The following is a 13,779-nucleotide window of genomic DNA, read 5'->3' on the forward strand; positions in this document are numbered from 1 at the left end:
TCATGAAAAATAATCGGCTCGCCTACTCTATTCGATTTTATAAAGATGCTTTAATTACCGCTGGGATAGTATTAACCACAGGACATTTCGCCTGGGGGGCAGTAACTCCTCTTCATGGGGCTTCAGTCTCTGGCGCGGGAAATACATTAATTATCTATCAGCAAGACATCACAACCACCGTTGATAATAGCCACGCGTTATATATCGAGAACGGTGGATACGCGCAGGTTATCGATTCAACGCTAACGGCATCGGGTGCTGCGGGTGATGGCTTCTATGCCACGGGTCAAGGGTCCCTGCTGGATATCAGTGACAGTAAGATAAGTACCCTCACCAACGCGGGTTCCGCGGCAGTCCTTCGCGACGGGGCTCATGCCAATCTTTATCACGTTGAAATTTTCCCTGAAATGCGTGGTATTGATTCCATCGGTGGCACCTTTACAGGCGACGAGGTCAAGATCGTCACCAACGGCTATGATGCTGTTTACAGCGGTAAAAACGCCTCAGGCTCGCTGACCAATAGTCAAATTAACGTAAGCGGTGCGGAGGGTACCGCTGCTTTTTCTGATGCGGGTTATCTCAACCTGCAAAACACAAATATCACTTTGCAGAGTAATAACACAGCGTTGGCTACCGCAAATAGTGGTGTGATCGAGTTAAAGGGTGGAGAGATAACGGGAACAGAAGGTGGTACGCTATTCGATATCCGCCATTCTGGAACTGTTCTTGCTGAGAATTTTAAAGCAACACTGAGTAATGATGCCGGTTATGCGAACAACAGATTTATTAATTTTGACTACACCGCGCCGAATACAAATTTATATTTTAATCGTGGGGAAATCGACATTTCAGGCGATAACGCCGTGGGCATTGCTGCAGAAAAAGCTTTCGGAATTGTTAATTTTGATGATACGCGGCTCTCTCTGGCGACGGGCACGGCAATTACAGTCGGCAATAAATCTGACTTTTCCGTCAATCTCAATCACAGTGAAATTGCCAGTAAAACGTTATTGGTCAACTCCTATACCGATGGTAACCCCGATTTTATCCCGCAATCCTTTACGCTCAATGCGAACGATCGCTCTGTATTAGAGGGGAATGTGTTTCTGACGCGAGCCCAGCGTCAAAATCACCAAATTAACCTTGATAATGATTCCGTATTGCACGGAAGTATTCAGGGTCTGCAATCGCTCACGTTAAATCGCAATAGCCGCTGGGAAATCACGGGCGATTCATCGGTAGATGCAGTGAACATCAGCAACAGCGAACTGCGATTCGACAATAATACTGCCGGATTTAAGATGCTGACGATTGTGGGTGATTATGTGGCAGAGAATGCCAAAATGTTACTCAATGGTGCATTAGGCGGCGACAACTCGCCTACGGATAAAGTGCATATCATGGGCAACAGCAGCGGCGTAACCGAGGTGGCCGTGAACAATATTGGCGGTAGCGGCGCGCAAACCCTCGAGGGCATCACGCTCATTCAGGTGGACGGTCAAGCTGGCGGTGAATTCAGACAAGCAGGCCGCATTGTCGCTGGTGCCTACGACTACGCGCTTCAGCACAGCAGCGACCGTCACCGCTGGATGCTGACCAGCCAGCCACAGTTCAGGCAGGATTTACCGGGCGACCATCAGAATGATACGCCGGACAATAGCGAAACGCCGTCCGAACCTGTGCAGCCAGCAGAACCGGTTAACAGTGATACTGCGCCTGTTGCATCAGAGGATGAAGCCAAGACCAGCGCACCCGTTGGCGATACAGGAATGGAAGAACACTCCCCCTCTCCTGTGTCGTCGGTGCCTGTTGCGCCTGCTGCCGGCTCGGCTGAGGGAGGCGTGAAGGCAATGACCGTGCGACCGGAAGCAGCAGGCTACCTTGCTAACGCGGCCGCGGCAAACACCCTGTTTGGTGCAGCGCTGAACGATCGCCTCTCTCGCGGTGATGAAAGATTGTGGCTGCGCAGCGTCGCTGGACGTAACCAATTCAAGGACTCCAGCAATCAGATTGCAACAAAAGGCCATTATTCGGCGTTTATCCTCGGTGCAGACCTGCTGGAAAACAGCTTCACCGGGTCAGATCGACTGCGGGTGGGTGCAATGGCCGGAATGGCGCAGGCACAAAACGTCTCGCGATCGTCTGTGACGGGGTATCAAGCCCGATCGAACGTAAACGGATACGGCTTTGGTGTGTATGCCAACTGGCAACAACGTGATGCGGATCAGAATGGCGCCTATGTTGACAGCTGGCTGATGTATAACACGTTTAAAAACAGCGTATCTGGCGAAGGCTTGGCTCAGGAGCACTACCGCTCGCGTGGTTTTACTGGAGCAACCGAGTTTGGTTATCGTGCGAAAGTGGCGACCTTCAACCAGGACTTCGCACTGTGGCTGCAGCCTAAAGCCAGTGTGAGCTGGCACGGTGTCTCTGCCGGGACACATAAAGAGCGTAACGGCACCGAGGTAAAAGATCGCTCCGCGCGCGGTCTGCAAACGTCACTGGGTCTGCGCGCGTCACTGTCGGCGAGTGACAATGTCAACACTGCTCTGCTGCCTTGGGTTGAAGTGAACTGGCTTCAGAGCAGCAAGGCGCCGGCGGTGTCACTTGACGGTGCGAACGTTACGCAAGCTGGCGTCCGCAATCGGATTGAAGTGAAAGCGGGTATCAATGCCAGACTGAATAAAAGCGTGAATCTGTGGGCCGGGGTAGCATACCAGCAGGGATCACATGGCTATCGTGATACGCAAGGGATGCTGGGGTTGAAAATCGATTTTTAACGATGTGTTTCAACTAAGGTGTTGTGTGAGACACCGCGATAAAGATGCGTTAAATGTGATGAAAACCACTTTGATGTACGTTAATGCCCGGCACTGAGCCGGGCATTTTTCTTGGCTAACTTAATCGATCTGCTGTGGCTGCTGACGGGAATCTTAAACAAATGCTTAACTGTATGTTGTAACTTAATGCCTATTATTCTCTACCCTGTCCAAACACAGGCAGCAAATGGAGCCAGCTCAGTAGCCAGGCCAGAATATTGACTCCACCAAACAGGAATACCAGCAAGATAGCCGCCTTCATGCGCGGCATTGACGTAAAGCGCCGCTCTGCTTTACGCGCGAGGAGTGCCGGGCAAATCACCGCCCAAAGTGTCGCGAATAGCCCGGCAAAGCCGATGGCCGCCACAAATCCGTCCGGCCAAAAAAGCGATGCCATTAGCGGCGGTAAAAACGTTAAGCCCGCCGTTTTAAGCCGTGCGGACAGTGAATCCCCCCATCCCAAACGATCGCGGATGAAATCAAACAGTCCGGCAGTCACGCCAAGAAAAGAGGCAATCACCGCAAAATGGGAAAACAGGGACAACATGATCTTCGCCCCATGGCCATACTGATTGGCCCCGAGGGCGGACATCAACGCGGCAATATCACCCCCCTGCTGCACAACCTGCGGAAAGGCGCTGCGCGGCACATTGCCCATAGTGCAGGTCAGCCAAAACACGTAAAGCGTAAGTGATAACACCGTGCCCAGCGTAAGCGCCTGCGTGAGCTTACCGCGATGACGACGGTAATAACGGACCAGCCCGGTGATATTGCCGTGATAGCCGAATGAGGCAAGGCAGAATGGCACTACCCCCAACGCATAAGGCCAATAACGATCGCCCGTCGGCGGTGCGCTAAATAATGAAGGCGCATCAATCTGCATCAGTAACCCGCCAAACAGCAGGATTAACAACACGATTTTGATCAGCACACAACCGGTCACCAAACGGCTGACTTCCCGCGTGCCCAAACACACCACCGCGGCAACGCAAAGCGTTAAGGTGACTTTGGTGGCGCCAGTAGAGAGCGGAACACCTAGCTGGTTAAGCGAATGTTGATAAACTGGCCCGCTGGCCGAGATATAGGCATAGGTCAAAATGCCCAGAACAAACAGAATGCTAATCCCATTCACGCTGGCCCAGCCGCGCCCAAGTAAATCACGCGTTATCGTGTCATACCCTGCGCCAGGGGAATATTGCACGCTAACCTGCATAAACAGCAGGCCGGAAAGCAGCATGGCACCCCAGCTAAAGGCCAGCAGCAGCAATGACCAACCAAACCATGCGCCCGCCATGACCACCGGCAAGGTAAACATGCCTGCCCCTACCACGGTGCCGCAGATCATCATCGCGCCCCACCACACCGATGGCTGACGCTGATGCATACGTTCTGGCATCTCCAAATCCCTGCAAAATCATAAAGGCCGCGATGATACAGCGGAAAGGGAGAATGTCAGCATGTCGCGGTGAGGTTATTTTTAAGGAGCTGTCAGCGTGGGCTGACAGCTAACGCGTATTCGGTTGATGGGATAGGCGACACCCTGTGCCTTCAGGCGTAAAACGCAGGGCGCGTCGGCAGAGTGATGGTTACGATCTCCCCACTGTTTTGCGCTTCCACACAGGCGTCGGCCGCCACCGCCGCTGCATAGCCATCCCAGGCGGAAGGGCCGCCGAGCTGCCCCGCTCGCGCACCGTTAATGAAGTCTTGCAGTTCGACGTCATAGGCAGCAATGAAGCGCTGTTTCCAGTCGGTCAGAATGCCACTGCCCAGCATGGCCGCACGGCGCGTTGACACCGACATCGGCTCCGGCAGGCGCGCGACTCCGCTCTCACCGACCACTTCACACTGGATATCATAGCCATACTGACAATTGACGAAAATTTCCACGTCGATGCGCACGCCCTGCGTGGTTTCCAGCAGCACGATCTGCGGATCGTTGAGGTGCGGCGCGGCGCGTGACGTCTTGCGCGGATACACCACTTGCGCACTAACGTACTCATCGTTGAGTAACCAACGGAGCACGTCGAGTTCATGAATGAGCGTATCGGTAATCGCCATCTCCGTGGTATATGCCTCACCCACAGCGGGATTACGGTGCGCGCAGTGCAGCATCAGGGGTTGGCCTATCTCGCCCTGTTCAATAACCTGTTTAAGGGCGCGATAGCCACTGTCGTAAGGGCGCATAAAGCCCACCTGCACAAGCCTCTTCCCCGCAGCCATTTCTGCCTCAACAATGTTTAGGCAGCCTTGGGCAGTCACGGCCAACGGTTTCTCGCAAAACACCGCTTTGCCCGCTTGAATCGCGGCCAGCACAAACGCTTCATGCGTAGGGCCCCACGACGTCACCATCACGGCCTGCACCTCCGGCGCGGCGATAAGATCGTCGGGCTTATCATAGATTGTCGCCTGTAAATCCAGATCGCGGTTAACCTGCTCGCACTGACTGCGATTGATATCGTTTAGCGCCACCACTTTTGCGTGGCGCAGCACTTGGCTGCAGCGGCGAATATGTTCACGCCCAATGGCACCTGTACCAATTACGCCGAGATTTAACGTCATCACTTTTCCTTAGTCCATCAAGGGGAAATTACTGGTTGAGGTAGTCAATGCTGTGCTGGATTTCGCGAACAATGTCATCTTCACGCCATGCCTCCATGCAAGATGAGAACGGCTCAAAGGCATACAGACCGCGATAACCTCGCGCTTCCAGCCGGGCGAGCTGCTCTTTTGAACCGAGGCGATCTTGTGCACTCAACATCACGCGCTCTTCATCAGTGAGCTGCGACGCGGGACGCGTATCTCGCACCCCAGAAAGATGCACCAACCCGACATTTGCGACGTCAACGCCGCTCTCGAACTCCCGCTCTGCCTCTTCATACAGGTAATGATGGAAGGTATCTAACACGATTTTGAACGGCACGCCGGCCTCGCGAATCAACCGCTGCGCCTGTGCCGCGGAACGTAAAGCGCTTTGCGGAAAGCCCAACGGCTCAACCAGTCCCGCAATGCCATATTCGGCAAACAGCGGCCCCAGCGTCTTCAATGCCGACACGGTTTGCGCATCGGAGATGACGGTGCCGTCGTTCAGAGGACAGAGCACCAGTGCTTTCGCCCCCGTTTGTCGTGCATCTTCCAGTAAGCCGCGAGTCGTTTCGAGCACGGCGTCGGTGAGCTGATTAAAGGGGTAGACCGCATTGATGGTTTCAATCGACAGCGCATGCTGGGCGGCCAACTGCCGTACCGCTTCACCACCCAAGGCATCAGTCACGCTGCCGCTTTTCATGTCATTGCGCAACTCCACATGGTGCAAACCCAGCCCGCTCACCAGCGAGAAAAATTGCGCAATACTGAGGCCAGGGGCGATTTTACGGTTTATGCAGAAGCGTTCATTGCTGATTTTAGTCGTCATGCTTTTTCCTGAAATAATCGGCTTTATTGAGCGTACCAAAGGCGGAGTACGTGGAATCATAGAGGGTCGAGACGCCGCAGACGCGTACAAGCTTGATGGAATTACATCAAGGGACGGGCTAAAAAAAAGCGCAATGGCGATGACTCGCGATTGCGCTTGAGACGGGGAAGACAGGTTAGATTTTGCGCGCGGGTAATGACACGCACAGTAGCCCGGCGACAATACAGATCACGCCCGCCAAACTCTGCCAGTGGAAGGGTTCTGCAAACTGCGGCAGCAGGATAGCCGCCAGCCATACCAGCACATAGCTCAGGCTGAGGAGTGGATAAAGTCGATTCAGCGGCATGTGGCGCAGCGCCAACATCCAAAACAGCATCGACAGCCCATACAGGCCCAGGCCAACCGCCAACCGCAATACGGCGTAGGGGTGTCTTGCCAGTAACGTCAGCGGCGGAAAATCACTCATCGCTGCGCGCAGGGTTAATTGCGCCAGCGTGACCAGCAGCACGCTGGCTAGCGCCAATAACACCCCTTTCATAGATAGCTTCCCATCAGCGCGACGCCCACGACAATGATCCCCGTACCGATCCACTGTCGCAGCGTAAAGGTCTCACGCCAAATCAGGCGCGCAGCCACCGCGACCAGCACAAAGTTCAGGCTCAGCATAGGATAGGCCACGCTAACCGGCACCTGTTGCAATACCGTCAACCACAGCAACATCGCCACGCCCAGCAGCAGCAAACTCAGCCCCACCCAAAGGATGAGCCCACGTTTATCATTTCGCAGACTCACCAGCGCGGCCTGTTTCTGGCACAGCTGGGCGGCGCAGCTTAGCAAGCTCACGAGCAGGATCAGCAGCAGATTCATGGCGCGGCGTTATAACCGTAGTAAACCAAACGGCCCTGACGATAAACATCATCCGGCAGCGGCAATGTCGCATCCGGCGTCGGCTGGTGTGAATCCAGCAGCATCACCAGCGATACACGACCGTGACGACGATGTTCGCGCAACCAGTCGGCAAATGCCTGCCCATCGACATAGCGTGATTGCGCATCGAGATAGCTCAGACCGTATTGCAACTCACCTTTGGCGTCGAAAAAGGTGATATCGCTGCGGCGCGCTTCCCACGAAACGGCGGCGGCAATACCGGGGTTATCCACCAGCACATAGCGGCTATCGACAAGCTGGCGATGAATGGCCTGGACAAAATTCTGCGGCTGTTTGCTATCGCGAACTTTATGCGGGATCGCGAAGCCCACCAGGAGCGCCAACGCCAGCGGGCACAGCGCCGCGAACTGCCAGCGACCGGTTTTAAGGCTCAGCGCGCCCACGAGGCCCCACCCGGCAAACGCCAGCGTGGCACAGATTACCGCCGTGGTATCGTCGCTGCCGTAGACCGGATGTTTAGCGATTCCCCAAGGCGCAATCACCACCAGCGCCACCAGCGCCGTAACGGCACCGAACAGTAGATTAATCCAGCCGTTTACGCGAAAAGCCCGCGCGGACGCTTTCTGCGCATAATGCGCCATCAGCAGCGCCAGCGGCGCAAAGCACGGCAGGATGTAGGTCGGCAGTTTACCTTTGGCGATGCTGAAAAAGACAAAGGGCAACACTACCCAACTCAGCAAATAGACGCCCGACGTGTGCTGGCTGCGCTGCTGCCATGCGTGCTTAAACGCGCCGGGCAGCAACGCCAGCCAGGGTAGACAGCCCGCAAGCAGCACGGGAACGTAGTACCAAAAAGGGGCTTTATGTTGTGCATCGTCTTCCGCAAAACGCTGAATGTGCTCCACCCAGAAGAAGTAGTGCCAGAAATCCCCTTCCTGATGGTGAATCGCCAACGCCCAAGGCGCACTGGCTGCGGCGGCAACCAGCACGGTAAAGGGTCCCCAGCGCAGCAATTCGCCGATACGCCGTTGCCACAGCGCCCACGGCACAATCGCCAGCACCGGCACCGCCAGCGCCAAAAAACCTTTGGTCATAAAGCCCATCGCACAGGCCAATCCCAACAGCAGGTAGCCGATAAAGCGCTGCCGCGTCGTCACGGCTTGCGCTGCATACCAGTAGCTGCACATGGCGGCGATCAGCCACAGCTGTAGAATGGGATCCAGCACGGCATAGGTGCCGATGCCATACACCAGCAGTGAAGTCAGAAAAATCACGCTAGCAGTTAACGCCACTTTGCGGCTGGCAAACATCTGCCGCCCCAGCCAGTAAACCAAAATGGCAGTGAGCGTCGTACAGAATATCGATCCCGCACGCACACCGAAATTGGTATGACCAAACAGCAACTGCCCAATGTTATTTACCCAGTAGCCGGCAATGGGTTTTTCAAAATAGCGCAGGTCAAAGAAGTGCGGGACGATCCAGTTGCCACTGATGATCATCTCGCGACTGATCTCAGCATAACGGGTTTCGTCAGGCTGCCATAAGCTACGAAACTCAATGGGTATCAGATAATAGAGCGCAAAAAGCGCAAAAAGCAGTGTGATTTTACTACCTGTTCGCATCCCTGTTTCCTGTTAGAGAGAAGCCTGATATCCCAGCCAGCCTTCGCGGCCTGGCAAGTGACCACGTACCACTTTACCGCGCGGGAGCGCGCTGAGATTGTCCGGTAACAGCTGACTCAGCGGGCAAAACGCAATCCCCTGCTCGCGCGCGCGCTTCAGAAGTTCACCGAACGCGTTAATCCCCACGATGCCTTCCACTTCTGCATGAATGGTGTAAACCGGGGTGCCGGTATCCGCGTGGATTTGGGCGAGGATAAAGTCGTTATAGTCTTCGGCACTGACGGACTGGCCAACCACCTCGTCCCACGTGGGTAACGTCACCGGAATTTGTACCGCGCCGTCACTGCCATCACGCATCACCGGTACAAAGGGCCCGGTGCCGCGACAATCGCTGTTGTAGCGAAATCCGAAGGGCTGTTTTGCCTGCACCACGCGTTGATCGGCGCGCCAGCCCGCCACGGCGGAACACGTGACCTTGTCACCGATGATCGCTTCCAGCGCCTCTTTTCCACGTAAGATTTGCGCGTGAAGCTTCTCTTCCGGCCAGACGCCCGCCCAGGTTTGCCAGGCAAAGTGATCCCACGCGTGCAGTCCCACTTCATGATGATCTGCGGTGGCGCGAATAATCGCCTCCAGGCCACGACCAATTTCACGGCCTGGCCACGCGGTGCCGGCCAGCAAAATATCCCATCCATAGAGAGACGCTGCCCGCGAGCGCAGCATTTTCCACAAAAAGCGCGGCTTCAGCAGGCGCCATAAATGGCGCCCCATATTGTCCGGCCCTACGGTGAAAAAGAAACTGGCTTGCAGCTGATGCAGGCTGAATTGTTCAAGCAGCGCCGGTACGCCTTGTTGGGTACCGCGCCAGGTATCGACATCAACGCGCAACCCGACTTTTCTCATGGCTTGTCCTGCAACTCGACGGTGCGCAAGAAGAAGTCCAACGTGTTATCGATGGTGGTATCCATCTCAACCGTCGGCGTCCAGTCCAGCAGGCGACGCGCATTTTTAATTGACGGCTTGCGGTGCTCAACATCTTGATAACCTTTGCCGTAATAGCTGCTGCTTTCAACTTCGCGGAAACCTGCAAACGGCGGGAAACGATCGCGCAGCGGATGGCGTTCAAAACTGGCCAGCAGGTGCTCAGCCAACTCTTTGATACTGGCTTCATTATCAGGATTGCCAATATTAACGATTTGCCCGTCGCAGTTCTGATGTTTGTTCTCAATGATGCGGAACAACGCTTCAATGCCATCGCGGATATCGGTAAAGCAGCGTTTTTGCGCGCCGCCATCAATGAGCTTGATTGGCGACCCTTCCACCAGATTTAAGATCAGCTGGGTAATGGCACGCGAACTGCCGATGCGCGCGGCATTGAGGTTATCCAGGCGCGGCCCCATCCAGTTAAAGGGACGGAACAGCGTAAAGCGCAAACCTTCTTTCTCGCCATACGCCCAGATCACGCGATCCAGCAGCTGTTTGGAGACCGAATAAATCCAGCGCTGTTTGTTGATCGGGCCGACCACCAGATTGGAGTGATCCTCGTCGAAATGCTGATCGGTACACATGCCGTACACTTCGGACGTCGACGGGAAGATGATGCGCTTTTTGTATTTCACGCAGTCACGAATAATCTTCAGGTTCTCTTCGAAATCCAGCTCAAACACGCGCAGCGGATTACGGGTGTACTCAATCGGCGTAGCAATAGCCACCAGCGGCAGTACGACATCGCATTTCTTGATATGGTACTCGATCCACTCAGAGTGGATGCTGATATCGCCCTCCACAAAGTGGAAGCGCGGCTGGTCGAGGAAACGGCTGATAGCGTCGGAACTGATATCCAGCCCATAGACCTCAAAATTATCATCCTGTAACAGGCGCTCTGTGAGATGGTTGCCAATAAAACCGTTGACCCCAAGAATCAATACGCGGGTACGGCGCTTCACCGCCGCCACCGGTTGAGAATAGAGCAGCGCGCCCGGCACCATGCCTAAGCTCTGCGCTAGCTGGCTGCCGTTCATAAAGACGCCGTTGTCACTTTGTCCGGTGACCACTTCCAAGGCCCCCTCGCCGCAGGCGATCAGGAAAGGTTCAACCGAGATCACCGTACCCGGCTTCGCGGCGGGTGCATCGGCGTGAACGCGCCCTTTCCACACCATGAATTTCACGGTACCGGCGTAGGCAAATGCTCCAGGCCAGGGATAGGTCACAGCACGCACCAGGTTATTTACCTGTTGCGCAGATTTTTCCCAATAAATGCGCCCATCCTCCGCCGTGCGGCGGCCGACCACCGTGGCCTCGGCATCGTTCTGTGGCGTGGGGGTGACTTCACCGGATTTCAGCAGCGGCAGCGTGCCTTCTAACAGCTGAGTGGCACAGGCCACCAGCTTGCGATGCAGCGTCAGCGCATTGTCTTGCTCATCAATCGCCACGCGCTGTTGGGCAACAATGTCACCGGCATCGGCGCGTTTCACCATATGGTGCAGGGTAACGCCCGTTTCCGTTTCCCCGTTGACCAATACCCAGTTCAGCGGGGCCCGGCCGCGGTATTTAGGCAGCAGTGAACCGTGCAGGTTGAATGCGCCGCGTTGAGCGCTGTTCAGAATCGCGTCGCTCAGCAGCGCCCGGTAATAAAATGAGAAAATATAGTCCGGCGCCATGGCTTTAATGCGCTCCACCCACAGCGGGTGATTCACATCTTCCGGTGCATGTACCGGGATCCCCTGTTCTGCCGCCAAACGCGCCACAGAGTCAAAAAAGTGGCTTTCGGAAGAGGTATCCGCATGGGTAAAAATCGCGTCGATTTCAAAACCGCTTTTCAACAGCGCAGCAATACCTGCGCAACCCATTTCAGCGTAAGCGAAGACAATTGTTTTCATTGCTCAATTTCCTGTACAGAGGAGGCATCTTTCTGAGGGTGAATCACACGTTGGATGAAGTAGCGCGGCCGCGCGCGGACATCGTTATAAATACGGCCAATATATTCGCCAAGCAGGCCCATACCGATAAACTGCGCGCCGATGAAAATAAACAGCACGGCAAACAGCATAAAGACGCCATCGCCCGCCCAGTCGGCACCCAGCACCAAACGCAGCAGGATCAGCACCAGCGAGAACCCAAACCCCGCCAGCGCAATGATGCTGCCGACGATGCTGAGTAAGCGCAGCGGCGTGGTGGTCAGGCAGGTCACCAGGTCATACATCAGGTTAATCAGCTTCATAAAGCTGTATTTAGAGTCGCCAAATTCACGCTCGGCGTGGGCGACGGGGAGTTCAATGGTACGTCGGGCAAACGTGTTCGCCAGAATCGGGATAAAGGTGCTCCGCTCATGGCAGTTCAGCATCGCGTCAACGATATGGCGGCGGTAGGCGCGCAGCATACAGCCGTAATCGCCCATCGCTTTGCCGGTCACGCGTTGGATTAACTGGTTAATGGTGCGCGAGGCGCGACGACGGAACCAGCTATCCTGACGGTTCTGCCGCACCGTGCCTACAACGTCATACCCCTGCTGCGCAGCGCGCACCAGATTCGGGATCTCTTCCGGCGGATTTTGCAGGTCGGCATCGAGTGTGATAATCAGATCGCCGCTGACGTGGCTGAAACCCGCCATGATGGCAGAGTGCTGGCCGTAGTTACGATTTAACAGCACCCCGACCACATGACTGCCGGGCATGTCCGCGGCATCAGCGATCATCTCGCCTGAGCGGTCGGCGCTGCCGTCATCGACCAGCAGAATCTCGTAATCCATATCCAGAACGGCACAGGCTGCATCGGTGCGGCGCACCAGCTCCGGCAGACTCTCTTGTTCGTTATAAACGGGGATGACAACCGAAACTTTACCAATGGGTTTTTCTTCCAACATCTCACACTCCAGCAATCGCGCGTAGCGCACTGATGACTCGCGTAACATCGTCATCGCGCATATCCGGGAACAGCGGTATCGAACAGATGCGATCGCTGTTCCACTCCGTGTTTGGCAGCGAAAGCTGCGGGTAGCGCTCACGGTAATACTTGTGGGTGTGGGCGGCGCGGAAATGCAGACCGGTACCGATATCCTGCGCTTTAAGGGCTTCCATCAGTGCATCGCGGTTAAGCCCACAGGTGGCTTCATCGACGCGGATGATGAAAAGGTGCCACGCGTGCTGATGCGGCCAGTGCGGCTGCGCCAGCGGAAGAAATGGCGTATCCGCCAGTTCGCGCAGGTAGCGCTGGGCGATCGCCGCCCGGCGCGCATTAATAGATGACAGTTTCTTGAGCTGGACCAGCGCAATCGCGGCGCTGATATCGGGCAGGTTATATTTGAACCCCGGCATCATCACTTCAGCCTGCGGCTTGCGGCCATGAGTGTGGCGATCGTAGGCATCGACGCCCAAGCCGTGGAATTTCAGGCTACGTATCCGATCGGCCAGCGCTGCGTCATCCGTCACCACCAGACCGCCTTCTGCGCAGGTCATGTTTTTAATGGCGTGGAACGAGAAAATGGCGGTGCCTTGTGCGCCGATGTGTTGGCCTTTGTAATAACAGCCCGCCGCGTGGGCCGCATCATCGATAATGGGAATACCGTGACGCTCCCCAATGGCGCGCAGCGCCTCGATATCAGCAGGCGCACCGGCATAGTGCACGGGAATAATGGCGCGGGTACGGGGCGTAATCGCCGCCTCAACCGCTTCTGGCGTGACCATCAGCGTATTGCGGTCAACATCGATCATCACCGGCGTGGCGCCCAGCAGCGTGATGATGTTAATGGTGGATACCCAAGTGAGCGAAGGCGTAATCACTTCATCCCCGGGCTGAATATTGAGCGCCATCAGCGTGACGTGCATCCCGGCGGTGGCGGAACTGACCGCGATCGCGTGCTGATTGCCGGTTAATTCGCAAAAAGCCTGCTCTAACGCCGCATTCTTAGGTCCGGTGGTAATCCAGCCGGATTCAAAGACCGCTTTCACGGCTTCAAGCTCTTCCTCACCCAGAGATGGTCGAGAGAAGGGAAGAAAAGTCATAAACTCACCTTATATTTTGCGCGAAACATCGTTGCTAAAAT

Annotated in this window: 11 protein-coding genes; 1 reads left to right on the plus strand and 10 read right to left on the minus strand. The window is 55.5% G+C overall.

What is annotated here, in order from left to right; all coding sequences use genetic code 11:
• Positions 1-2: 2 nt before the first annotated feature.
• Positions 3-2,780 carry an autotransporter outer membrane beta-barrel domain-containing protein gene (locus LU196_RS14435; protein WP_232760419.1) on the plus strand — a complete coding sequence of 926 codons (2,778 nt, stop codon included), beginning with the start codon at positions 3-5 and terminating at the stop codon, positions 2,778-2,780.
• Positions 2,781-2,973: 193 nt separating this feature from the next.
• Here LU196_RS14435 and LU196_RS14440 read toward each other — a convergent pair whose 3' ends face one another.
• The 10 genes from LU196_RS14440 to arnB form a co-directional block, all read right to left on the minus strand.
• The gene (locus tag LU196_RS14440) at positions 2,974-4,215 is read right to left on the minus strand and encodes an aromatic amino acid transporter (RefSeq protein WP_232760421.1); all 1,242 of its coding nucleotides are present in this window, start codon (positions 4,213-4,215) and stop codon (positions 2,974-2,976) included.
• Positions 4,216-4,367: 152 nt separating this feature from the next.
• Positions 4,368-5,378 carry a Gfo/Idh/MocA family protein gene (locus LU196_RS14445; protein ID WP_232760423.1) on the minus strand — a complete coding sequence of 337 codons (1,011 nt, stop codon included), beginning with the start codon at positions 5,376-5,378 and terminating at the stop codon, positions 4,368-4,370.
• Between the two features lie 28 nt (positions 5,379-5,406).
• Positions 5,407-6,228 carry a TIM barrel protein gene (locus LU196_RS14450; RefSeq protein WP_232760424.1) on the minus strand — a complete coding sequence of 274 codons (822 nt, stop codon included), beginning with the start codon at positions 6,226-6,228 and terminating at the stop codon, positions 5,407-5,409.
• A 175-nt stretch (positions 6,229-6,403) separates the two neighbouring features.
• Positions 6,404-6,766, minus strand: a complete 363-nt coding sequence (arnF, locus tag LU196_RS14455) for a 4-amino-4-deoxy-L-arabinose-phosphoundecaprenol flippase subunit ArnF (protein WP_232760425.1) — start codon at positions 6,764-6,766, stop codon at positions 6,404-6,406.
• Positions 6,763-7,095 carry a 4-amino-4-deoxy-L-arabinose-phosphoundecaprenol flippase subunit ArnE gene (gene arnE / locus LU196_RS14460; protein WP_232760427.1) on the minus strand — a complete coding sequence of 111 codons (333 nt, stop codon included), beginning with the start codon at positions 7,093-7,095 and terminating at the stop codon, positions 6,763-6,765. Before arnE ends, arnF begins: the two co-directional genes overlap by 4 nt.
• Entirely contained in the window at positions 7,092-8,738 is a 1,647-nt protein-coding gene (gene arnT, locus LU196_RS14465; protein WP_232760429.1) for a lipid IV(A) 4-amino-4-deoxy-L-arabinosyltransferase, read from the minus strand. Before arnT ends, arnE begins: the two co-directional genes overlap by 4 nt.
• Positions 8,739-8,750: 12 nt before the next feature.
• Positions 8,751-9,641, minus strand: coding sequence for a 4-deoxy-4-formamido-L-arabinose-phosphoundecaprenol deformylase (gene arnD, locus LU196_RS14470; RefSeq protein WP_232760431.1), 891 nt, complete (start codon positions 9,639-9,641; stop codon positions 8,751-8,753).
• Positions 9,638-11,617, minus strand: a complete 1,980-nt coding sequence (gene arnA, locus LU196_RS14475) for a bifunctional UDP-4-amino-4-deoxy-L-arabinose formyltransferase/UDP-glucuronic acid oxidase ArnA (protein WP_232760433.1) — start codon at positions 11,615-11,617, stop codon at positions 9,638-9,640. The genes arnD and arnA overlap by 4 nt, the downstream gene beginning before the upstream one ends.
• Positions 11,614-12,600: an undecaprenyl-phosphate 4-deoxy-4-formamido-L-arabinose transferase gene (arnC, locus tag LU196_RS14480; RefSeq protein WP_232760435.1), complete on the minus strand. Its 987-nt coding sequence runs from the start codon at positions 12,598-12,600 to the stop codon at positions 11,614-11,616. Before arnC ends, arnA begins: the two co-directional genes overlap by 4 nt.
• 1 nt (position 12,601) lies before the next feature.
• Positions 12,602-13,738, minus strand: a complete 1,137-nt coding sequence (arnB, locus tag LU196_RS14485; protein ID WP_232760437.1) for a UDP-4-amino-4-deoxy-L-arabinose aminotransferase — start codon at positions 13,736-13,738, stop codon at positions 12,602-12,604.
• Positions 13,739-13,779 lie beyond the last annotated feature (41 nt).

This window comes from Pantoea sp. Mb-10, assembly GCF_021272205.1.
Lineage (GTDB): Bacteria > Pseudomonadota > Gammaproteobacteria > Enterobacterales > Enterobacteriaceae > Pantoea.